At 58.0% G+C, this 22848-nt stretch carries 19 protein-coding genes and 2 pseudogenes; 12 read left to right on the top strand and 9 right to left on the bottom strand.

The window, feature by feature from the left end; genetic code table 11:
- Positions 1–117: 117 nt before the first annotated feature.
- The 6 genes and pseudogenes from AEYBE204_RS41105 to AEYBE204_RS30885 all read right to left on the bottom strand — a co-directional run bounded on the left by AEYBE204_RS41105 (position 118) and on the right by AEYBE204_RS30885 (position 9302).
- Positions 118–1059: pseudogene (locus tag AEYBE204_RS41105) on the bottom strand (IS630 family transposase).
- Positions 1060–1149: 90 nt separating this feature from the next.
- Complete coding sequence (locus AEYBE204_RS40875) at positions 1150–1707, bottom strand: nucleotidyl transferase AbiEii/AbiGii toxin family protein (RefSeq protein WP_235068169.1); 558 nt, start codon at positions 1705–1707, stop codon at positions 1150–1152.
- A 304-nt stretch (positions 1708–2011) separates the two neighbouring features.
- Positions 2012–3076 (bottom strand): hypothetical protein, encoded by a 1065-nt coding sequence (locus AEYBE204_RS30900; protein WP_235068166.1) that lies wholly within the window; start codon positions 3074–3076, stop codon positions 2012–2014.
- 793 nt (positions 3077–3869) lie between these two features.
- Complete coding sequence (locus tag AEYBE204_RS30895; protein ID WP_023462412.1) at positions 3870–7112, bottom strand: error-prone DNA polymerase; 3243 nt, start codon at positions 7110–7112, stop codon at positions 3870–3872.
- The gene (locus AEYBE204_RS30890) at positions 7112–8551 is read right to left on the bottom strand and encodes a DNA polymerase Y family protein (RefSeq protein ID WP_023462411.1); all 1440 of its coding nucleotides are present in this window, start codon (positions 8549–8551) and stop codon (positions 7112–7114) included. The genes AEYBE204_RS30895 and AEYBE204_RS30890 overlap by 1 nt, the downstream gene beginning before the upstream one ends.
- Position 8552: 1 nt before the next feature.
- The gene (locus tag AEYBE204_RS30885) at positions 8553–9302 is read right to left on the bottom strand and encodes an ImuA family protein (RefSeq protein ID WP_023462410.1); all 750 of its coding nucleotides are present in this window, start codon (positions 9300–9302) and stop codon (positions 8553–8555) included.
- A 327-nt stretch (positions 9303–9629) separates the two neighbouring features.
- On the opposite strand from AEYBE204_RS30885, the gene AEYBE204_RS30880 reads away from it, so the two are divergent.
- The 11 genes from AEYBE204_RS30880 (at position 9630) to AEYBE204_RS40030 (ending at position 16610) form a co-directional block, all read left to right on the top strand.
- The gene (locus AEYBE204_RS30880; protein ID WP_023462409.1) at positions 9630–10064 is read left to right on the top strand and encodes a VOC family protein; all 435 of its coding nucleotides are present in this window, start codon (positions 9630–9632) and stop codon (positions 10062–10064) included.
- A gap of 132 nt (positions 10065–10196) precedes the next feature.
- Positions 10197–10802, top strand: a complete 606-nt coding sequence (locus tag AEYBE204_RS0120330) for an SOS response-associated peptidase (RefSeq protein ID WP_081724663.1) — start codon at positions 10197–10199, stop codon at positions 10800–10802.
- Between the two features lie 14 nt (positions 10803–10816).
- Positions 10817–11116, top strand: a complete 300-nt coding sequence (locus AEYBE204_RS30875) for a hypothetical protein (RefSeq protein WP_023462407.1) — start codon at positions 10817–10819, stop codon at positions 11114–11116.
- A gap of 445 nt (positions 11117–11561) precedes the next feature.
- Positions 11562–12332, top strand: coding sequence for an SDR family NAD(P)-dependent oxidoreductase (locus tag AEYBE204_RS30870; protein WP_031230616.1), 771 nt, complete (start codon positions 11562–11564; stop codon positions 12330–12332).
- Positions 12333–12404: 72 nt separating this feature from the next.
- Positions 12405–12665 carry a WGR domain-containing protein gene (locus AEYBE204_RS30865; protein ID WP_023462405.1) on the top strand — a complete coding sequence of 87 codons (261 nt, stop codon included), beginning with the start codon at positions 12405–12407 and terminating at the stop codon, positions 12663–12665.
- A gap of 9 nt (positions 12666–12674) precedes the next feature.
- The gene (locus AEYBE204_RS30860) at positions 12675–12881 is read left to right on the top strand and encodes a hypothetical protein (protein WP_023462404.1); all 207 of its coding nucleotides are present in this window, start codon (positions 12675–12677) and stop codon (positions 12879–12881) included.
- Positions 12882–13066: 185 nt separating this feature from the next.
- On the top strand, positions 13067–13642 hold the full coding sequence (locus AEYBE204_RS0120325) for a DUF3833 domain-containing protein (protein WP_035441959.1): 576 nt from the start codon (positions 13067–13069) through the stop codon (positions 13640–13642).
- On the top strand, positions 13639–14154 hold the full coding sequence (locus tag AEYBE204_RS30855; RefSeq protein WP_023462402.1) for a TspO/MBR family protein: 516 nt from the start codon (positions 13639–13641) through the stop codon (positions 14152–14154). Before AEYBE204_RS0120325 ends, AEYBE204_RS30855 begins: the two co-directional genes overlap by 4 nt.
- A 3-nt stretch (positions 14155–14157) precedes the next feature.
- Positions 14158–14856, top strand: a complete 699-nt coding sequence (locus AEYBE204_RS0120320) for an SDR family NAD(P)-dependent oxidoreductase (RefSeq protein WP_031230610.1) — start codon at positions 14158–14160, stop codon at positions 14854–14856.
- Between the two features lie 66 nt (positions 14857–14922).
- Positions 14923–16467: a cryptochrome/photolyase family protein gene (locus tag AEYBE204_RS30850; protein WP_031230608.1), complete on the top strand. Its 1545-nt coding sequence runs from the start codon at positions 14923–14925 to the stop codon at positions 16465–16467.
- A complete protein-coding gene (locus tag AEYBE204_RS40030; RefSeq protein ID WP_081724662.1) occupies positions 16467–16610 on the top strand; it encodes a DUF2256 domain-containing protein in 144 nt (47 codons plus the stop codon). The genes AEYBE204_RS30850 and AEYBE204_RS40030 overlap by 1 nt, the downstream gene beginning before the upstream one ends.
- 38 nt (positions 16611–16648) lie before the next feature.
- Here AEYBE204_RS40030 and AEYBE204_RS30845 read toward each other — a convergent pair whose 3' ends face one another.
- Together AEYBE204_RS30845 and AEYBE204_RS30840 are read right to left on the bottom strand one after the other, a co-directional pair.
- Positions 16649–18304, bottom strand: a complete 1656-nt coding sequence (locus tag AEYBE204_RS30845) for an FAD/NAD(P)-binding protein (RefSeq protein ID WP_031230606.1) — start codon at positions 18302–18304, stop codon at positions 16649–16651.
- 172 nt (positions 18305–18476) lie between these two features.
- Positions 18477–18920 carry a hypothetical protein gene (locus AEYBE204_RS30840; RefSeq protein ID WP_023462397.1) on the bottom strand — a complete coding sequence of 148 codons (444 nt, stop codon included), beginning with the start codon at positions 18918–18920 and terminating at the stop codon, positions 18477–18479.
- A 185-nt stretch (positions 18921–19105) separates the two neighbouring features.
- On the opposite strand from AEYBE204_RS30840, the pseudogene AEYBE204_RS40025 reads away from it, so the two are divergent.
- A pseudogene (locus tag AEYBE204_RS40025) lies at positions 19106–19429 on the top strand (N-formylglutamate amidohydrolase); the annotation flags it as partial.
- On the opposite strand, the gene AEYBE204_RS39545 reads toward AEYBE204_RS40025, so the two are convergent.
- Positions 19401–22790 carry a hybrid sensor histidine kinase/response regulator gene (locus AEYBE204_RS39545; RefSeq protein WP_081724660.1) on the bottom strand — a complete coding sequence of 1130 codons (3390 nt, stop codon included), beginning with the start codon at positions 22788–22790 and terminating at the stop codon, positions 19401–19403. The pseudogene AEYBE204_RS40025 and the gene AEYBE204_RS39545 overlap by 29 nt on opposite strands.
- Between the last annotated feature and the right edge of the window lie 58 nt (positions 22791–22848).

Here is a 22848-nt window from a genome sequence, read left to right as displayed (position 1 = left end):
TTATTATCACGCATAATATATGTTATGAGAAATTTGATTTTCACATATGTTGCCTTTGGCCCTGTGTATCTACTACTTTATACGTAGCAAGGCCTCATCAATTAGAGCGTTTTCCGCTCATATTGGATCATATCCGCAGGATATGAAGTAGTTCCTCGCCTCTTTTGGGGAGATGAGGTCCATAAGCCTTCCGATGGCGTTCCAAAGTCCGTCGATGGTTCTTTCGGCTGCTTTTCGGAGCAAGGCCTTGAGCTTTGAGAAGGCCTTCTCGATTGGGTTGAAGTCGGGGCTGTACGGCGGCAAGAACACGAGTTTGGCTCCTGCATTTTCGATCGAGTCTTTAGCAGACGCTCGCTTGTGGCTGGAGAGGTTGTCCATGATGACGACGTCTCCCGGTGTAAGCGTGGGCACAAGTACCTGACCGACATAGGCTTCGAACCAGCCACCATTGATGGGACCATCAAGAACCATGGGGGCGGTCATACCTGTAAGGCGCAGCCCCGCAATCAGTGTTGTCGTTTTGCGATGTCCGTGAGGAAAGCCCATGCGCGTTCGCCCTTTCTGCATCGGCCATGTGTGCGAGCCATATTCGTCGCGGTCCAGGTTTCATCAATAAAGACAAGCCGTTCAGGGTCGAGGTCGAGTTGAGTATCAAACCAGTCCTGACGTCGGCACAGAACATCCGGACGCATCTGCTCTATGGCATGGCCAGTCTTTTTTTGCGCGTCTGGTCGTGGCGGACCAGGAAACGATGCAAGGCAGATATGCTGATAACTGTGCCCTTTAAAGCCAATGCGTCACGCAACTCATGGAGCGTACCATCCCGGTTGTCCACAAGCCATCCCAGTATGGCCCCGCTATGGGCCTCCGTCTTTTGCGACCAGCGATCACCACCTTGAGCGCTCGGGCGTACATGGCCCCGCTGCTGCTGCTGATGGCGCCACCGGCTGACGCTGGCCGCGCTGACCCCGAACCGAGCCCCGGCCTCTCTGTGAGTGGCACCGCAAGCTATGCGGCAAGAACCCGTTCGCGAAGATCGACCGATAATGCATTTGCCATGTCCGTCGGCCTCCATCCCGACAGACAGTTTGAATCAGATCATAGCTGATTTGGGAATCCCATTTCGATTCATGCGGAGAGAGAAATGCTCTAAGCCAGTCCCATAAGCTTAAGCCAGGCCGTCACCTGTCCATAGGCGTCCTGCTGCCATTGGTCGGACGTTCGGCCGTCAAGCACAGCGGTATCTTCGACAAACAATCTGACCGAGGTGGGGCCGTAGTCCTCCAGCTCCCTGAACTTGCCCGCGATATAGACGTAGCCGGCGGCGCCGCTCTTGTGGGCGAGAACGGGTTGGCAAGCCTCCGCCAGAGCTTCAAGCCCATCGGGGTAGTTCCGAACACAGTAATAGACGTCATAGGCATCCTTCTGTTTGTGGCGGCCATTGATGGCATGGCCTTTCATGGCCAGAAGGGCTGGGATAGACGCGATCGCGATTTCGACCCGATTGGTACCGCCCTGAGGCATGTTGCCGGAGATGGCGACATATTCTGGAAACAGCAAGGCCAGATCGGCACCATCGGCGCGCTGAACGGCAAAATCATCGACAAGTGGCGGCTTGTTTTTGACGATCTGAGCGTCGCGAGGCATCAGAAAATCGACCACGACGTTGATCGGCGGTCCGCCGTCGCGCGGATCGATAGTGCGCATGAGCTGGAACCGGCGCAGATCCCCGCGTTGTTCATATCCATTTGCCTGCAACGCGCCGACGAGGGTTGCGTACTCTCCGTCTCCCAGAGCCTCCGCATCGAGCGCCATATCAACGTCGATCGTGCCGACATGCGGATCCCGGCGGTTTGATCCAGCAGCAACCAAGGGACCGCACCGCCTATGATGGCGAACTTTCCTTTAAAGCTGCCGAGGATCTGACCGATTTCCACGAGGACAGATTTTACGGCGGCGCTGGTGCGGTCGTCATATTCTGCCGCTGACTGTGGTTCTTTTGGGCCTTCCGCTACCATGAGAAGGCTTCCCTGCGTAGAAATTCAGCCGCTTCACGACCGCGCTCGCCTGATATCCACAGGTCGAGATAGGTTTGAACCGGGCTCGTACACCAGCGGTCAACCCCTATCGATTGAGCATCCATCAGGGGCATCTTGTCGTACAGGCAGGTGATGGTGACATTGCCGCCTTTGGCGGCTGGCGACAGTTGGAGCGCTTGGGTTAGAAGTTCGAGCCCCTCTTGGTCGGCGTAAAATATCTCACTTCCAACACGGGCGTAGGGCGCGTACCAATTGGCGGCGGTGAAAGACGCCAACATTGCATGGGGCTCGTCCAGAAGTTCCATCAGGCTGCGAACGGCTTCGTCGAGGCGTGCCCCGTGCAAAGTCGTGTAGTAGTGAAGCACTGAGCCACTTACCCCATCATAGACGTCGCGCCATGCCTCAAGAAGTCCGCCGGGATCACGGAGGGCAAAACCACCTTGGGCGACCGTCGCCCAATCCTGTTCAATGAGCGCTGATTTTACGTTGCTCACCTGACCTATACTCACGTTTGCGGCGTCCGCAAGATCCGCCATACGCCAGGGACGTTCAGGGGTGCGCAGTAGTATTTTCAGCACTTGGGCCGATTTCGGACTGAAGATGGCGCGAAACTCTCGCTTTTCCTTGAAAGGATTACCGACGGCCTCGCGCTCGATGTAGATACCATCAAAAGCAATGCGAGCGTTTCCGGCGAGGTCAAGATAGTTGACCCCCGCCTCTTCGCACATGGCCCGTGTCTCTTTGGAAATATAGGGCGCAATGAAAACCGGGTGCGCCGGTTGATCGATCCCTGAAATGAAGGTCTTTAGCTGTGCAATGGCCGCAGCCGCGTTTCGAGGCTGACCGTTGGATTTCACTTCGATGATGAATTGGGAAAGCTTGTCTTTGTACCAGACGTCCGCGATAAAATCGGCCGCCCCTACCCCCACAGACAGCTCTGCGGATTGTGGAACGGCATTGACCTTCAAGTCCGGCACACGGGTCAGAGTATCAACAAAGGCTTGATACCCTTTGTGCTCTACATCGCGTTCTTTCATTGGAAATGCTATTTTCATCATACGGTGAAAATATGCCTTTTAATGAAAATGTCAATTTTTTTTCATTGCTGTTGTGCTTTTCAACGCACGGTGAAATTGCAAGAAACAATGAAAAACCACACCGTTAATACTCTCTGACCGCCTGAAGTGAGGCAAAATGCGTTAGGGATCGAGCCAAGCCAAACGCGCGTAGCTCCAAAGTCGGCCTTGAATTCATACGCCGACAAGAGTTCGCTCAGGTTTCCATGGAAGCCGGCACAAGCGTGTAAGCCGTTATCGACGGCCACGGAATCGACAACGTCATATTTTGCGACCATGAGATTTGAAGGGCATTCTCAACCTGCCTTCCCTTGAGCGTAATGAACATCACGAAGGTGAAAGATCATACGCGGACCTGATTCCTGTGGTGGGAATTCTATTCTATACCTCCCACTTGAAGCGCTCCCCCAATCAGAGAGTTGAAAAGCTCACGGGGTGACGTCCCGGTCGCGGCTAAATCAACCGCCCCGCCTGAACCATCGGGGTGTCGACCTTCGGGAGGTCAGCAGGCGGCTGCCATTTATGACCAGTTTGCCCGCAAGCAACACCATCCGATTCCTGTGTCTTACCGCGATGTAGCTAAACCAGTGAGTTTCGCGCGACCCGGTCGACCGTGGACAAATCTTCCAAAAAATCTTCGATTGCGGATAGATTTGCTGGCGATACGAGCATAAACTTGGAAATCGGTCTGATGGAAAGATAACTTGGCGTTGTAGGCATTTGCGCATGAGTGTAGTCGAGCAAATCCGGATCGTCACCGAAAATCCCGCGCCTTTACCAAGGCATGTCCCGCCGGTGACTTGGCCAAGCGGGAATCCATAAACGCGCCACCATTGCGGAACTCGTCGCCGGGCTGATGCGGCAGAGCCATGGCCACATCGCGCTGACTGATGGTCGATAGCAACGGCGACAGATCATTGAGAGAGCGGGCGATCAGGTGGACCACCTGCCCTTCCTTCTGGATTTGCCCCGAAACCTCGATCAGGCTGGAGGCCAGAAGCACGCGCCGATAAAGCTGGCCAGTCTTTTCCCAGACAATAATGTTCATGTCCGTCGACTCGTCTTCGATGGTCATGAAGGTGACGCCATTGGCTGAACCCGGCCGTTGGCGCACCAGCACCAGACCGGCGACCTTGACGTATTTGCCGTCGGCCTGAGCAATCGCTTCCTTGCACGACATAAGGCCCCTGCCCGCCAGTTCATCGCGCAGGAAAAAGACTGGGTGCCGGTTCAGGCTGAAGCCCTGGGCGTTATAGTCTTCGACCACGGAATGTCCGGCGGTCATGGGCTTGAGCTGAAGCACCGGCTCCACAGCTTCCGCCTGATGTCCGCCTTCCGTCTCGAGGAGATCGGCAAACAAGGGCAGCGGCTCGTCGCGCATCCCCTTCAAGCCATAGAGCGCATCACGGCGCTCCAAACCAAAGCTCGGTTTGAACACGTCGGCGCGCGCCAGCCGCTGAAGCGTCGCAATGGAAATCCCCGACCGCCGCCATAGGTCATGCAGGGATTTGAACGGCGTCTCGCCGCGCGCGGCAATCAGGGTCACCATGTCGTCGGTCCGCAGTCCCTTGATCATGCGAAAGCCCAGGCGGACGGCGAAGCGGTTAGGGTGGCTGGACGGCTCCAGCGTACAGTCCCAGCGCGAGCGATTGGCGCATACGGGCAGGACGGTGACACCGTGTTCCTGTGCGTTGCGGATCAGTTGCGCCGGGGCATAGAAGCCCATCGGCTGGCTGTCCAGCAGTGCGGCCAGGAACACATCGGGGTGGTGGCATTTGAGCCAAGAACTGGCATAGGCGATCAAGGCAAAGCTGGCGGCGTGGCTTTCCGGGAACCCGTAGCTGCCGAACCCTTCGAGCTGACCGAACAGAGTCTCGGCATATTCCTGCGTGTAGCCGTTTTTCAGCATCCCCCCGATGATCTCGTCGCGGAACTTGTTGACGCCGCCGGTAAATTTAAAGGTGGCCATCGCGCGTCTGACCAAGTCGGCCCTTGCCGCCGTGAAGCCGGCCGCCACCATGACGACGCGCATCGCTTGTTCCTGGAATAGCGGCACCCCCAGGGTCTTGGACAAGACCGCTTCCAATTCGGGCGACGGGTAGCTGATCGGCTCTTTTCCTTCTCTTCGGCGCAAGAACGGGTGAACCATATCCCCCTGGATTGGCCCCGGCCGCACAATGGCCACTTCGATGACGAGGTCATAAAAGGTGCGCGGCTTGATCCTTGGCAGCATCGACATCTGCGCTCTGGACTCGATCTGGAACGTCCCCATGGTGTCGGCAAGGCGGATCATGGCGTAGGTGCGCGGATCTTCTGACGGTATGGTCGCCAGATTGAGGTCTATCCCCTTATATTGCCGCAGCAAATCGAGACCGCGCCGCATGGCCGACATCATGCCCAAGGCCAGACAGTCAACCTTCATCCATTTCAGAACATCGATGTCGTCCTTATCGAAGACGATGACCTGACGGTCTTTCATCGCCGCCGGTTCGATCGGACACATCTCGTCCAACCGGTCGTGGGTCAGGACGAACCCGCCAGGATGCTGGCTTAGATGGCGCGGCGTCCCCATCAACTGACGCGACAACTCGATGACCAGACGGATGCGCCGATCATTCAGATTGATGCCGAGACCGACGGCATCTTCTGCCTTGAAGCCGTCGCGCGACCAGTGTGAGACCTGCGACGACAGAGTCTTGATCAGGTCTTCAGGCAGGCCCATGGCGCGGGCGGTGTCGCGCAGCGCCCCGCGCGTTCGATAACGGGTGACGACGGAACAGAGGGCCGCGTGGTGGCGGCCATAGGTGTTGAAGACCCACTGCATGACCTCCTCGCGCCGGTTGTGTTCAAAATCAACGTCGATGTCGGGCGGCTCGCCGCGTTCGGCCGAGACGAACCTTTCAAACAGCAGGTCGTTGCGCGCCGGATCGATGGAGGTGATGCCCAGCACGTAGCAGACGCAAGAATTGGCTGCCGATCCCCGCCCTTGGCAGAGGACGCCGATGGAGCGGGCGTACTGGACGATGGAATTGACCGTCAGAAAATACGGGGCGTAGTCGAGTTGCTCGATCAAGCCCAGCTCGTGCTTCAGGAGCCGTATGACCTCGTCGGGCACCCCTTCCGGGAACCGCCACTTGGCCCCTTCCCACGACAGACGCTTCAGCCGCTCGATGGGTGCCAGTCCGTCGTTGGTTATTTCCGCCGGATACTGGTAGGTCAGTTCCTCAAGGCTAAAGCGCGCCTTGTCGGCGATCTCGACCGACCGTCGCAGCGCCTCGCGATAATCCGGAAATAGCCGCGCCATTTCCTCGCCGGACTTCAGATAGCGGTCGGCATAGAGTTCGCGCCGATCCCCCAGTTCGTCGATGGTGCAGCGATGGCGGATACAGGTGATGACATCCTGCAACATCGCCTTGTCGTGAACATGATAGAGGACGTCGTTCGTCACGACGGTCGGCACCCGGCAACGGGCAGCGAGGTTGGACAAGGCCAGCAGCCGCGTATAGTCGCCCTGTCGACGGCGCAGCGTCAGAGCGACATAGGCACGTTCGGCAAAGAGGGACTTGAAGCGCTTGAGGTGCAGGCCGCACTGGTCGTCCGGCTCGTCCGGCAGGAAGATAGCGATCAACCCTTCAGCGACATCCTCGACGTCGCACCAGTCGATCAGGCATTTGCCCTTACCGGCCCGACTGTTTCCCGTGGTCAGCATCCGGCTCAACCGGCCATAGGAGGCCCGGTCAGTGGGATAGACGAGGAGCGAACAGCCATCAGCAAGGTCCAGCCGACAGCCCACAATCAACCGGACCCCGGTCGCCCGCGACGCGACCAAGGCTCGCACGACACCCGACAGGCTGTTATGGTCCGTTATGGCCAGGGCGTCCATGCCCAGGACTTTGGCCTGCTCAAACAGCTCGTCACACGACGAGACGCCCCGCAGGAAGGAATAGTGCGAAGCGCATTGCAGCTCGATATAGGGAACCGCGCTGCCGGCCGACATCACGCAAACTTCCCGTGCATGTACCAGCGCAATGACCCGGTATTCTCATTCTGGCCGTCGCCGGTGCGGAAGGCCCAGAAGCGCTCCCCGCCATCGACCTGTAAAATGTAATAATCCCGGACCTTGCCGGCCTCCGTCTCCGTCTGCCACCATTCGCCCCTGATGCGCTCCGGGCCGTCGGCGGCCGTCACGCGATAACGACTACCGCGCCATTGGAAGGAGACGGGCGGATGGTCCGGCAGCAAGGCCATGGTCTGCATGGGTTCCGGCGGTCGCAGCAGTCGGAACGGCCGGCGGAACCTGGCATTCCGCAGAGACCCGGCCTCGGTGGAGGATGGCGGTAATCGGCGCACGGCGCGCTCGGGAATGTCACTGGGCGAAGGCGCCGTCCGGTAAAGGCGGCTGGTTTCGCCGAAGCGGTTATGCAACGTGTCCCACAGGTCCTCGACGTCGGCGGATGCTGCCTCGCCATAGGTCGCATGGATTTGTTGCGGCAACAAAACGCCGGTGTGCGTGGCAGCCAGCACCATACGCTCGATCCCGAAGCCAGGATCGATGGTTTCGATCTTATCGCAGAGGAGTTTGTTCAGCCGCTTGAGGTCGCGAACCGGCTTGGACATACGCACCTGTACGGCCTCCACCTTGTTGTCGACGCGCGTGCAGCGCAGATCGAGCTGTAAGACGCCTTCCCCGGCCTCTTCCAGTCGCATGCAAAGATCGTCAACGAGATAGCGGGTATATTTGGCAATCGTCTCCGGCGCGCCGATAGGCTCAAAGAAGGCCCGGCTCGATATGAGCATCTCCGGCGGTTCGGCGGGCGTGATCGGCTGCGCCATCCGGCCAAAGGCCATGTCGATGCGGCGGAACAGATCCGGGCCAAAGCGCAGCGTCAAGGGCGCGCGCGGCTGCGAGGCCAGTTCCCCGATCGTGTCGAAGCCGAGGACGCGCAGATCATCAAGCGTCGCGGCCGACAGCCGCAGCGCCTCGACCGGTAACCGTAGCAGGGTGTCGTCGGTCTTACCGGGTGCAATCCAGGTGATCGGGGCGGGTAGATATCGGACCAAAGCGTAGGACGCGCCCCAGGTCTCGGACAAGGCAACCTTGGCCGTTATCCCCCGCTCAGCCAATTGGGCGATAATATCCCGGAGCAAGTCCTGCTCACCCCCGTGTAGATGGGTAGCGCCTGTCACATCGAGCACCAGTCCATTGGGGGGATCGGTCATGACCAGCGGCGAGTATCGGCGCAGCCCCCACAGCGCCAGGGCTTCCAGTTCTGTGAGGTCGGCGTGGGGATCGGCATCTACGAGGTGCAGGTCGTTGACTAGCGCCTGAGCCTTTGCCACCGGCATACCGACACGAATACCCAGAGAATGCGCGAAGTCATCGATAGCCGTTACGATCCGACGGCGTCCGTCTGAGCCTTTGAGAACGAGCGGCATATCACGAGGCGGCGCGACCCCATCCGGCAACCGGCGCAACCGATCCGTCGGCCAGGTGGGCAGGTATACCGAGATCACCCTGTGCATCGAACGCCTCTACTTCAAAGTCCGCGCATTCGCCTCCGCGCACCCGCATTAATTCCAACAACCATTTGGCTCGGCCCACGCCCCTTACCGGCAAAGGGTCCGCTTCCATTTCGCTCACTCGCCAGCGTGTCATAGCCGCGGTCGGCGTCCCAAAATCCCGGGCATCGGTCTGGCGCCGCCAGCGGCGCACCGCGATGCCCATGGTCCCTGAGGTCTCGGCGGCGAATTGCAGCCGCTGTGAGGCTTTCAGGCTCAGGTGCCCGATCTCGGCGACGACGGCGCTCAATCCCCCATGCCGCAAGGCTTCCTCGCAACAGGCCAGTATCGATTTCTCGTCCTGCGACTCAAAGAAGACGACCCGATCAGGCGTCAGGCCGCATTGCGCGAGCGCCGGCGCGAACAGATCAGGCTGCGTATGACACCACAAAACCATGCCCCCCGTCCGAGCCGCTACGCCCGCCGCAAACGCGGCTGCGGCCGCCCCGTCCACAGCGCCATGGGCGCCCCCGGCCACCTCATGCAAGGCGCCGCGCACCAGTCCGCCGCCCGGTAACTTGCGGTCGACCTCATCGTTCCCGAGCGGGAGGATGGAGCGGTCAGCGACGTCCCCTGCCCCGAAGCGGGCGCGTAAGGCTCGGAACTGGGCGCGGTTATCGAGGGACATGACATGCTCAATCCTTTCTGGAATTATGGCGATAAGTTCCCTTTTTGTTCTTTTGATTATTCGGAGTCAATGCCCCCTGCGGCTAGCTTTGGCTCATGGCAGGTCATTTAGGGGACAGATTGGAGAGGAGAATCTGAGCCGCGCCAATAGGTTCGCCGCTACACTTGAGAGGTAAAAAAAATTTGTGCTGTCGGTCGTCTTGATAGAGCCGGTAGAGCTGTCCGAACCTTTAATCCCTCGTCCGAACCCGGCCCAAAAGGCTTCACTATCGAAAACTTAGCCTGAAAACCGCAGTCTCGCCGCGTCAATTCCATTGCGGAGGTTCAAATGGAAGCCCATCAATTGCACCGCGGCCGCCTCATCGATCACGTTCAACTGGTGGTCAAGGACTTCACGGCGAGCAAGCGCTTCTACGAAGCGGTCATGCGTACGCTCGGCATCGAGGTGCTTAGCCCGACGGACGATTTCTTCATGGCCGACGAGTTGGGTGTATCGTCGGCCGATAGCGCGGCCGCTCAAGGCCGCCTGACGGGTCGCGTTCATCTGGCCTTTCAGGCCGCGGATGAGGCCCAGGTCGAAGCCTTCTACGCCGCGGCATTGGAAAACGGCGGCACAGATAACGGGGCACCGGGTGAACGCCCCTATCATCCGGGTTACTTTGCGGCGTTTGTACTTGACCCTGACGGCAACAATATCGAGATCGTCTTCCACGGGGCGGCCAAACGTTCAGCGCCAAGCGTCGTGATCGAATTCGAGGCTTAAGCTTGCCCCTCAGAGGGTTGGTCGCAGAGTGCCTGACCCCTTGGCATCCTGGCCTTCACCGTCTTGTGGCCTTGACTGGCACCTATTGCCCCCTATCTGAGGATAAGTGGCATAGTGTAAAGGCGTAACAGTATGTGTGGACGATATGGCGGTCCCCGCGAAGCGGAGGTCCATGCCGGCTTTCTTGATGTGACCAGCCCGTTTTCCCTCCTCTCCCCTCCCAGAGATTACAGGCCCACGGACCTTGCCCCGGTCTATGTGAAGAACCGCGAAGGTCAGATCGTGCTCAAAGAGATGCGCTGGTGGTTTGTCCCCGCCACGTACACCGGTGCGCTGAAGGACTGGAAGGCCACGACCTTCAATGCCCGCTTGGAAGAGGTGGCGACCAAGCCGACATTCAAACGCGCCTGGGACCTGAGGCACCGCGTCATTGTCCCGGCCGGGCACTACTACGAATGGACGGGTCCTGCCGGCGCCAAAACCCAGTGGCAGGTCAGGCCGTCGGGCCATCAGCCACTGGCTTTCGCCGGGCTGTGGGATCACGCTCAAACCGAAGAGGGCAGCGTGCTGTCGTTCGCCATCCTGACGCGGGAACCGGGGCCTGCGATGCAGCGCCTGCATCCGCGCGAGCCCGTCGTCATCGAACCTCACGACTGGCAAGCCTGGCTCGACGGCGCCGATGTGCCGTGTCTCTCCCAGCCGTGGGACGAGCGCGCCTTTACCGTCCAGGCGGCGTGAGATAGGCTTCACCCATGAGCGATGATCTGCGTGACCTTGAAGCCTGGCTCGACGAACGATTGATGAGCTACGCGAGCGACTTTGGTGTCGAGCGCGAGATCGAGCATGTGCTGGCCGTGGCGATCAGTGAGCTTCTGGACGACCTGACCGGCGAGGACATCACCCGCATTGACGCCTATGTCCGGCGCACTCTGGCCATTTTTAATGTCGATCCGGTGGACTATGACGCCATTCTCAACGGCTTTATCCGCGCCATCATGGCCGCTCGCCGCAGTCGCGCCGACCTCTACCGCCTCTTTAACGAACAAGCGTGATCGCACGAATTGTTGCGGTGCAATATTTTCGCTATTATTGGGCCGATATGTGGTGTATCGTTCATATATTCAATATGACCGTGTTTGTCTTAATCTACCTATCAGTATTTTGAACCTTTTCATGCCTTCGCCCCGGTCAGGATTTCCTGTCCGGGGTTTTTACTGTCGAGGGGATGCATTTGGCCGCTATACTCACAGATAGACTATTATTTGTAACTGAACGTTACAAGCCGCCCCCCGGTTTGGCCTTGCGAAGTTGCAACGCAGCATATATATTCAAGATGTTCGATGTTCGCATCGATTGCCCATTCCTGGGCGTTTCCTCCCTGTAAACTTTTAAGCCGCGCCGCAATGCGCGGCTTTTTTTTGCCTGTCGCTCACGCCGACATGCGCGTAGCCTGTCTGTCGCTCATCACATATCGATGCTCAGGAAGGTCAGGCGGATATGGCGCGTGTATTTATCTCCGGCTCATCCATGGGCCTTGGCCTGATCGCCGGAAGATGGCTTCACGGCCGCGGCCACGAGGTGATCCTCCACGGCCGCAACGCGCAGCGCACACAGGATGCTCGCGGTGAACTTCCCAACGCCTTTGATATCGTGACAGGGGATCTCAGCACTATGGCCGGTGCCCGTTCCGTGGCTGAACAGGTCAATGCGATTGGCGATATCGATGCCGTCATCCATAACGCTGCCGTTGGCTATCAGGAGCCGGCTTTCACCACAGACGACGGCCTGCCCCATCTCTTTGCCATCAACACCCTGGCGCCCTTTATTCTTACTGCCCTGATCGAGAAGCCCAGACGGTTGGTCTATATGAGTTCCGGCATGCACAAGTCCGCGCACGCCCATATCGGCAATCTGCTATGGGAACAACGAAGCTGGAATGCTTCGGCCGCCTATGCCGAGACCAAATTGCACAATGCCATGCTGGCCTTCTACCTCGCCCGCTTCTGGCCTGATGTGCCATCGAACGCCGTCGAGCCCGGTTGGGTGGCCACGAAGATGGGTGGGCCCGGTGCCCCGGACGATCTGATCAAGGGCGGCATCACCCAGGCGTGGCTGGCTGAAGGCGTTGACCCCGACACCCACACGACCGGGAAATACTGGTTTCATCAGCGTGTGCGCCCGGCAAATCCGGAAGCCCATGATGCCCGATTGCAGGACCAGTTGATTTCCGAGCTGACGCGTATCAGCGGCCATAGATTGCCGACCTGAGAATCCTGTTTTGTTCTAGCCGGCGCGCCCTGTGGATGTTATGCTATTGCCTTGACTCCATGGGGCATTTCTATGTCTGTCAGCGTCCTGCGTCGCATCGACCACAGCCAGAATATGGCTCGCGCCTATGAGCTATCCATCCAGCCCGGACTATTCGGCGACGTTTCCATTGTGCGCCATTGGGGACGCATCGGCACGGCCGGCCAGACCAAGGAATTCTGGTTTGACACAGAAGCAGAGGCTCAAAAGATGCAGGATGATGTGCTTCGTCAGAAACAGCGGCGTGGCTACGAACTGATCACGGCATTCGCCGATCATCGATCCGAGGACTAAGCAGTACGTATGGCGGTCGAGCTTGCAGACCTCAGCTATGAACTTTCGGATGACCGCGGCAGTTGTTTTCCCGGCAGCACGCAACGCGCCCACATCATCACGGTCTACTGGCAGGAGCAGCGCGTGGCATCCGGACAGGTTTCAGGCGACAGCGACGTCGAACTTCAGGCAAACATCGACGCCTATCTGGCGCGAACCCGTCTGACCCTGCCCTGAGATGATCGCCCTCGGGGCCATGATGTAGGCGTGTTAAATAGACATATCCCACTCGGTTCGGTAAGCCCTTGCACTACCGCAGCAGGATTTATTTCACACATCCGAGATGCTTTAACACAACTCTGTATGAACCAAAAGCTTCGCCTTTGCGTATTGATTTGAGCTTCGCACTGGATCGGCCACTCATGACTAAATTCGTAGTCCTCTCCTTAAGCCTCGCTCTCCTATGCTTAGGCGGCTGCACCAGCCTGAGATCGGAGACCAATAGCCAGCCAACACCGTCCTTTTCGCTGGAGTCCTACTTTGCAGGTGAGACTCGGGCCTACGGTGTCTTTGAAGACCGGTCAGGGAAGGTCCTGCGGACGTTCACCGTCGTGGCCATCGGTACGCCAACGGTCGACGGGTTTGAGCTTGACGAACGCTTTCTCTGGAGTGACGGCGAACAACAAACGCGGACCTGGACCTTCAAACGTTCAACCGCAGGCCACTATACCGGTACGGCCGGTGACGTCGATGGTATGGCAACTCTGGAGACCGAGGGGAACGCTATGCGCCTCCGCTACCGCCTGAAGCTTCCCTACAAAGGATCGACCCTAACCGTTCGCTTCGACGACTGGTCGCATCTGGTGGCCGATGGGGTGGCTATCAATCGCGCCGACGTTTCAAAGTTCGGTCTTCATCTGGGACGGGTGACGCTGACCTTCATAAAGCCGGGTCAGCCCGCCCCTAAAGCGGAAGCGCTGAAAGGCGCGTTCAAATGAGTAGGTCAGGTGTCTCGGACTATACCACACAACCCGGCCTGGCCCCCTTATGGGCGGCGATAGCGTCATTGGGTCTGGTCGCCGCCGCCGGGGGTATCGGAAGTGCCGCGACATTACCCAACATCCCGGATTGGTACGCAGGCCTCTCAAAGCCCGCGTTTACGCCGCCGAACTATGTGTTCGGACCGGCATGGACGGTCCTTTACGTTCTGATGGCTTTGGCGTTTTTCCGCGTTCTCACCCGTCCCGCGCGCGCACCGTTTCGCATCAGCGCCGTCGCCTGGTTTGTAGGTCAGGTCGTCCTCAACGCCTTGTGGTCCGTCGCGTTTTTCGGCTTCCGCTCGCCCCTCGTCGGCCTTTTTGTTATCGCCGCATTGATCGTCGGTATCGTTGGGACAGCTACAGCCTTTTGGCGCATAGACCGGCCTGCGGCCCTTCTCCTGATTCCCTACCTATTGTGGGTGTTTTTTGCGTCGGCTCTGAACCTCGGCGTATGTCTTCTGAACGGGTGACCCATGGCGCGTTATTTAATTCTCGCGGCGTCCAGCGCCATCGGCCAGTGCGTTTGGGATAGTCTGCGGGCTGCCGGGCATGACGTCGTGACGACCGCCCGCGACGCCTCCAAAATAATGGCAGACCATCTTCTTGACGCCAGTGATTTCGATGCCGTTGACACTGTCCTTGCGCAAGCCGGACCCTTCGACGGTGTGGTAAATTGCGCCGGATCTCTTCTGCTGCGGTCCGCGCACCTGACCTCCCGGCCACAGTTCGACGAGGTCGTCACCGCCTCTCTCACAACCGCCTTCGCCACCGTTCGAGCCGCCGGTAAACATATGAGCGCAGGCGGGTCCGTCGTGCTGATCTCATCGGCCGCGGCGCTGGAGGGCCTCGCTAATCACGAGGCGATCGCCGCCGCAAAAGCCGGTGTCATCGGCCTCACCCTGTCGGCCGCCGCGACTTACGCGTCCCAAAATTTGCGGGTCAATGCGGTAGCGCCCGGCCTGGTGGAGACGCCGCTCACGTCGGCTCTGCTGGGGTCTGCCCCCTCGCGGAAAATTTCTGAAGCCATGCATGCCCTGGGTCGGATCGGACGTCCTGAAGACGTGGCGCGCCTGATTGTGTTTCTCCTTGATCCTGCCAATGACTGGATAACCGGTCAGGTGATCGGCGTGGACGGTGGCCTGTCGCGCGTCAGACCGAAGGTCCGGGTATGACAATAGCCTCCCCTATGCATTTCAGACGCAGCGGCGATGGGTGTCATCGGAACGCCGTCACATAAGATGAGCACAGGTGCGCTCAGGGTCATACTCGCCGATCAGCTTTCAACGCGACTCGCCGTCATTACAGAGGCGGACAAAACCCGTGACATCATTCTCATGGCCGAGGTTATGTCGGAGGCGAGTTATGTACGCCACCACGTCAAGAAGATCGCCTTTCTGTTTTCCGCCATGCGTCACTACGCGCAGGCCTTGCGCGCCGCTGGCTTCACCGTCCGCTATGTGACGCTCGACGATGAAGACAACAGCCATAGCCTTGAAGGTGAAATCCTTAGGGCGACAGAGGATTTCGCACTGGAGCGCGTCGTCGTGACCGAACCCGGCGAGTGGCGGCTTCGGGAATCCTTCGAAGCCTTGCGCCTTGCCCTCCCCGTCCCGTTCGATATCCTGCCCGATACGCGTTTCCTGTGCAGTCATGCTGAATTTAACACATGGGCCGAAGGGCGACGCGAGTTCAGAATGGAGTATTTTTACCGTGAGATGCGGCGCCGGTATGGCATCCTTCTTGAGACCGACGGTGCGCCCTGCGGCGGCCGCTGGAACTTCGATGCCGACAATCGCAAACCGCCGCCAAAAGGCTTAACCTCGCCCAGGCGGTTGAGTTTTCGCAAAGATTCCATCACGCTTGAGGTCCTTGATCTGGTACGCCATCGTTTTGCCGATGGATACGGTCGACTAGAGCCCTTTGATTTTGCGGTAACCCGACGCCAGGCTCTGCGCGAGCTCGATCATTTCATAACGCATATCCTCGCCCGCTTCGGCGATCATCAGGACGCCATGATCGAAGGCGAACCCTATCTCAACCATTCGCTGCTCTCCGCCTATATCAATGCCGGTCTGCTCTATCCGCTCGAAGTCTGTCAGAAGGCAGAAGCGGCCTATCGGCAAGGCCGGGTCCCGCTAAATGCCGCCGAAGGGTTCATACGCCAGATCCTCGGCTGGAGGGAATATGTCAGAGGTCTCTACTGGCGCTACATGCCGGGCTATCTGGACAATAATGCACTTGAGGCCCGCCAGCCCCTGCCCTGGTTCTACTGGTCCGGTGAGACGCGGATGAACTGCATGCTTCAGGCCCTGTCCGACACCTTAGAACACGCCTATTCCCATCATATTCAACGGCTGATGATCACCGGCAATTTTGCGCTCATCGCCGGCATAGATCCAAAGGCGGTTCATGAATGGTATCTGGCCGTCTATGCCGACGCCTACGAATGGGTCGAATTGCCGAACACACTCGGCATGGCGCTCCACGCCGATGGTGGCCTTCTGGCGTCCAAGCCCTATGCCGCCAGCGGCAACTATATCCTACGTATGAGCAACTACTGCGACACCTGCCCCTACGATCCCTCGATCTCAACCGGCGACAAGGCGTGTCCGTTCAACGCGCTCTATTGGGACTTCATAGCCCGCCATCGCGATCGCTTCGAACAGAACCGCCGCATGCCCTTTGTCTACGCGACCTGGGATCGCATGGGCGCCGACAAACAGCAGGCCCTGCGCGCTGAGGCACGGCGTCATGTCGTGGCGATGCATGAAGGTCGGCTCTAATGCCAAAGCGCGTGGCCAAACGGGACCTGCCAACCAAAATCTGTCCTGTCTGCGGCTGGCCGTTCACGTGGCGCAAAAAATGGAAGGCCGTCTGGAACGATGTGAAATATTGTTCGGATGTCTGCAGACGCCACGGTGCGTGACGACGATATAGACGCTCAAACACTGCTATTTTGACCGGTTACACCGAGACATCCTCAAGGATGGCACGCGCGACGATTCCACCAATTTCATTAGCGCTGGTGATGCCCTGGACAAAAGGGAGTTTGTGCAACAAAAACGAAATCGCCACGCAATAGAGCTTATTGGACAGGTTATCCTGAAATTTTGGGCGGAACGCCAAGTCCAGGTCAATCCCCCCCGTTTCGACAACCTCGTCTGGTTCATCCGTGATCACCAGGCGATGTGTCGGCGTTTTGGCCTTTCTGATAAGGCCTTGAGACAATAATGTCGGGAAAGGTAAATTGAGTGCAGACGATGCAGCTTGACCGGTAGCATCTATGAAAGCGGGGAACGCTCTGGACGCCGCCTCGTAGGTCACGGTTACCCCGGGTGCCTCTGTCGCTGGGTCGATTTGGCAGTCATTGCCCAGCCTTAGAATTTCAAGTTTACCTGCACGCCGGAGCGCCAATATTCGCTCTATCGATTGATGAGGTACGGTAGCATAATTGTCCACAAATACTGTTTTGAAGTATTTGTGGAAACGTCCCAAATCCACCTCGTTGAAATAGGGCACTGCCTGCGCGATGACCTCATGCATTCGCAGTATGGCGTAACGCCAGTTCACCGTATGACCTAAGCGTTTATTTTCCACCGCCTCTGCCAGATTTTTAACGGCCCAGGTAAACGGGTCCGAGCCTTCCCGCTCGCTGAAATAGGCTTTAGCGAAGGTTTCAACCGTCAGCAGGCTTATACCTATTTTGGCAGCGTATTCCGGATCGCTGTTATATAACTCCTTCACAAACAGATCAAAAACGCCATTAAGCAGATTGATCGGGCCTTTCTCGATCAGGGCCGCTACGGCGGCACCCGTGCATATGGCCGTCGGTTCATACGGAATAGGACAGTAGAAATCCGCTTCCGGCAAAACGCCCTTTCGGGACATCAAGGTGATCGTAAGCGACTCGGTATTTGGAAAAGGCTCGTATTCGAGGATCCCCTGTACATTCCGGTAAAACGCGCCGTGGCCGGTCGCAACGGTCATCATGGCATCTATGGCGCTGAGGGATGTACCTAAAATCCCTACAGGTACATTATGTATTTTCTTCAATATGGGCGCTGGCCAGGGTGATATAAAATACCCGGGAGTGACCTCCGTCGTCTCAAGCCAGTTGTGACCCGTGGCCATTACAGCATGGTCGACATTATATATGTTCGAGTCACCTTGCCTGGATACGGCCTCTATCTCTATCCAGTTTTTCTCCAGTTTTATGTCGGTTACCCGGCAACCTGCCATCACCTCAATGATGTGACCCCGGCTTTCAGCCAGCTGAACGACCTCCAGGAATTGCGCACGAAAATACTCACCGAGAATGATGCGAGGATAGAACTCCCTGTCATTTATTAGAGGCCTAACTATGCTCATGCGTTCGAGTTCGCTGTCAGGTTGGCTGTGCAGCCACGCCGACAGGGTAACAATGACCGGGGGCAGTTCGATACTTGCGATATTGGCAAGCATGGTCTGATCGTTGATATCGGGATGGTAAGGCATTCCCTTACCAGGTTCCAGTTCGGCTTCGAAAATAATGATGTGAAGCGGACGTTCTGAGGAAACTAAGCCTTTTAAAGTGTATATTCCCGTTGGACCGGAACCAATTATCGCGATATTCGCCGTCATAATGTCTCTGCGACCCCCAATAGTAATTACTTTTTAAATGTGCCGCGTGTCCTGTTGCATTTCAGGCGATGCCGCTCTCTGAATATTTGACAGCTGCTGACCGGTACGCCTAAGCGAAAATGCCGCGCGTCTTGCCAAAGTCGCGCGGCAGAAACCAGAAAAAATAACTCAGTTATTTTGTAAGCTCAGCCACCTTCAAAGCACCGCGATGGGTAGCTTTTTTGGCAATCATGCCGAGGTGACGACGCGTTTGATTCAGTTTATCAATATCGACGCGATTGTAGGTCGATTTCAAATCCCTGAAATCGACGTGGGACAAACCGAGTTGATCGCGAAGTTTTGCCGCACGCGTCACCGGCAGTTGGGCTTGTTGCTGACGATGGCGGCCATACGCAAACGCAGTACCGGCAATAGCAACCGCTGCGACGACGTATCCCGCGACCTGCTTCCAATCCACTTTTCGAGCAACCGAATCGACGTCCTCGATAAGGTCTTCCACCTTGTCCTCGACGAGACCTTCCGCCTTCGTCACGAGTTCCCGTGTGTTGTCTGAATCGTATGCCTTTTCAGTGAGCGCTGGTGTCATAGTTTTTTCGGCAGGATTAATCGTGTCCATTTGTCACCCTTCAAGCAAAATCTCCGGCGCACACTACCTGTACAAATATAAGGAGTATAAGGGCGACACGGTGACGGAGGGTCAGCAAAGCATAAAGCTAAAATTGGCAAAGTGTCGGTTCAACAGCGCTAATCTAGAAGGCATGCCACCCCCTCCGGCATAGGAATGGGTGGCCGAGGAAGCTCGTCAGTATCCATAGTTTCACACCGGTGTTTCACAATGAGGTCCGCGAATGGGAAATGGGCGTTCTATTCGCCGATGCTGAAGCCTTGGGCCTGGGTTTGGTGGAGGCACTCAAAGCCGCTGGCCTGAACGCGGGTGCAAATGTGCCTTACAAGACGGATCGTATGGAAGACTACGCTATCCCTATTCACGGCGACGACCGGGGGTGTCCGGCCGTAATGATTGAAGTGAGGCAGGATTTGCTATCAGACCCTACCCGGATCGACGCGGTATGCGACATACTGACAAGCGCTTTACTCAGTCGAATTGATCCAGCACCTCTCTGACACGGGTGGCCAGTTCATCGATCGTGAAGGGTTTTCCGATGAGATTGACACCTTTGTCGACGACGCCGTTGTGCACGACGGCGTTTCGCGTATAGCCCGTCGTATATAGCACCTTCATGCGCGGCCAGGTTTTCATCACTTCATCGACAAGCTTGCGGCCGTTGACGTCGGGCATGATGATGTCGGTAAAGAGAAGGGTAACATTGTCGTTCTGGTGCAAGATCTGAAGGGCCTGCGCCGCGCTCTCGGCCTGTAGGACGCGATACCCCAGCTCCGTCAGGGCATCGACGCTGAATTGTCTGACAGCGGGTTCGTCATCGACGACGAGAATCACTTCGCGCGGATCGCCATCCAGCGCGCCCGCATGTCTATCGTCTACCTCTTCTGCGCCGGATGCGCCTTCCCCGCGAGGGAGATAGATTTTAAGTGTGGTCCCGTGCCCGATTTCGGAATAGATGCGCACATGACCACCCGACTGTTTGATGAAGCCATAGACTTGGCTGAGGCCGAGCCCGGTCCCCTTCCCCACGTCTTTCGTGGTGAAGAACGGGTCAAAAGCCTTGGCCATGATCTCCGGCGACATACCAGCACCCGTATCTGAGACGGCGATCATGACATATTGCCCTGCAGGCAATCCCACCTCTTGTGAGACGTAGCGCGGGTCCAAGTGGACGTTCTGCGTCTCGATCGTCAACCGTCCCCCGTCAGGCATGGCGTCGCGCGCATTGACCGCGAGGTTGAGGATGACGTTTTCAAGCTGGTTTGGGTCGGCATCGACCTTCCAGATCCCGCCGCCCAGCACAGTTTCCAGTCGGATATCCGCGCCGATCGAGTGCCGTAGCAGGTCAGACATGCCAACAACCAAACGGTTTGGATCTAGGGACTCAGGCTGCAACGGCTGTTGACGCGAAAATGCGAGCAGACGATGGGTCAGGTTTGCCGCCCGCTTAGCCGCGTCACTGGCCTGCTGAACGAAGTGTCGAGCGCGGGCGTCTTCAAGTCCTAAGCGGCGGTTGAGGAGCTCGAGCGAACCGAGCACGACCGCGAGCATATTATTGAAATCGTGCGCAATGCCACCGGTAAGTTGACCGACCGCTTCCATCTTCTGCGCTTGACGCAGCGCCTGCTCGACGTCCTCGCGCTCCGCAATGGCCACCTTTACCCGGGCTTCCAGGTCTTCATTGGTTTGCTTCAACAGGGCCTCAGAGCGCTGCCGTTCGGTCTGGTCCAGCATGGCGCCGATCATACGAAGCGCCTTGCCCTGACCATCGCGCAAGACGTAGCCCCGGTCGAAAACCGGTACGCAATCGCCAGCCGCATTGAGAAAATCGTAAGTGTCGGCCCAATGATCGTCTTTGCCGTCGATCACCGCGTGGATACTATCGCTGATCCGTGCACGATCGTGGAGTGCCACGTGGTCAATCCACCAGTCACCTGTCGGCTCAACCGAAGACGGGGTGTAGCCGAACACATCATAGATGGCATCATTCCATGCCACGTGGTTTGTCGTCAGGTCCCAGTCCCAGATTGGATCGTTCGTCGCCTTCGCCGCCAGACGGTAGCGTTCGGCGGTTTCACGGACCAAGGCTTCGCTTTCCGCGCGGTCGATCAGCTGACGCGTGCGCTCTGCCACCAATTCCATGAAGTGTACGTCACTGCTCGTCCAGGATCGGGCCCCCCGCGCATTAAGATAAACGATGGTTCTTAGTCGCCCACCCCGCAGGAACGGTACGACCAGAATGGCGCGCGTATCGACTTCGCGGGCCGTATCCAGGGTTTCGGCCTCGTTACTGATTACACTGGCGAAGAGGTCATCGACGACAATGGTCTCGCCGCGGCTTAGGCGCGCGACGATCTGTTCGCCGAACGCATGGGCCGGATACTCACCCAACAGCGGGGGCACAGACCCGTCCGTCCAGCAGACCGTGTAGCTGAAAATATCCTCGACGGCGTCCAGCAAGCCATATCCGACGCGCTGAACACCGAAATGCTTACCCATGATGGCACAGGCCGAATGCAGTGCCCCGTCCGCATCGCCGCTACGCAAGAGATCGGTCAGTTCGGCCAGAACAATCTGTTGAGTCTGCGCGGTCTTGGCGGCGGTAATGTCGATCGCCGTGCCGAGCGCCCGATGGCAAATGCCGTTAGCGTCGAACAGCCCCTTGCCCTTGGCCGCGACCCACCGGACCTGCCGGTCTTCCTTACCGATCGTGCGATATTCCACGTCGTAGGTCGCCCGCATTTTCGGATCGAGCGCTTGGGCAAATGCGCTCGTTGTCGCCGCCAGATCGTCTGGATGGAGTCCAGCATAGAAGTCATCCATACTGCATGGCAAACCCGGCGAAATACCAAACATGCCGCGTGTGCGATCCGACCAGGTCAGTGTGTTCGTGGAAAGGTCGAGGTCCCACGTCCCTATTTCGGCGGCCTCGGTCGCCAGGCGCAGAGAGGCCTCGCTAACAGCCAGGCGTTGCTCATTGCTCTTCCGGTCGGTAATATCGTAGCTGACGCCGGGGAAGCGTGTACACCGGCCCTTATCGTCGAAGAGTCCTTGACCCTGCGCAGAGACCCAGCGCACGCTGCCGTCTTTCCCCAGCAGCCGATATTCCGAGCAGAAGAGGCCCTCGCCTCTTATCACCGCTTGGATCTCGGCCTGAACCTTCGGGAGGTCGTCCGGATGAATGCCCGAGAAGAAATCCGCGATAGGTGCACCGGTCGCAGCCACCTCAGGGTCGAGGCCATAGAGGCTGGCGAAGCGCGCGTCGGCCGTCACCGTGTCATTGAGGACGTCCCAGTCCCAGGCACCGATGCTATTGCCAGCGGATAGGGCCAGTTGCAGTCGCGTGTCCGCCGCATCTCTGGCGGCTTCCGCTTCAGACCGCCGCCGATCCGACACGACCTGCGCGGTGGTTTCACCGGTGACGCAGAACAGGCCGCGGATGTGCCCCTGCTCGTCATAAGCCGGGGAATAGGTGAAGGTCCACCAGCTCTCCTCGGGTACACCCTCGCGCGCCAGATCGAGCGGCATATCGGTCATGGTCGTCTGCCCGCCCGCCAGGGTCTTAGCAACTAACGGTTCTATCTGAGGCCATATATTCTCCCATACAGTCCTGAACGGGCTACCCAAAGCCGTGGCCAGGCGAAATCCGAGTATGGAGCGATAGGCATCATTATAAAAGCAAAGGAGGTTTGGTCCCCATGCCAGAAACATGGGTGTCGGACAGCCCAGCATTACCGCCAGCATCGTACGCAACGACGGCGGCCATTGTTCTATCGATCCCAGCTCGGACTGCGTCCAATCCCGCGCCAGAATTTCGCGGCCCGTCACAGAGGCGCTAAACACGGCACAAGGTTCGGTCATGAAAGTCTCGTTTTCTGTTTATTTTAGGAAGTCAACAAAGCCTGGGGACATGCATGGG

This window comes from Asticcacaulis sp. YBE204 (assembly GCF_000495855.1).
Taxonomy (GTDB): Bacteria; Pseudomonadota; Alphaproteobacteria; order Caulobacterales; family Caulobacteraceae; genus Asticcacaulis.
This window is presented reverse-complemented; position numbering and strand designations above follow the sequence as displayed.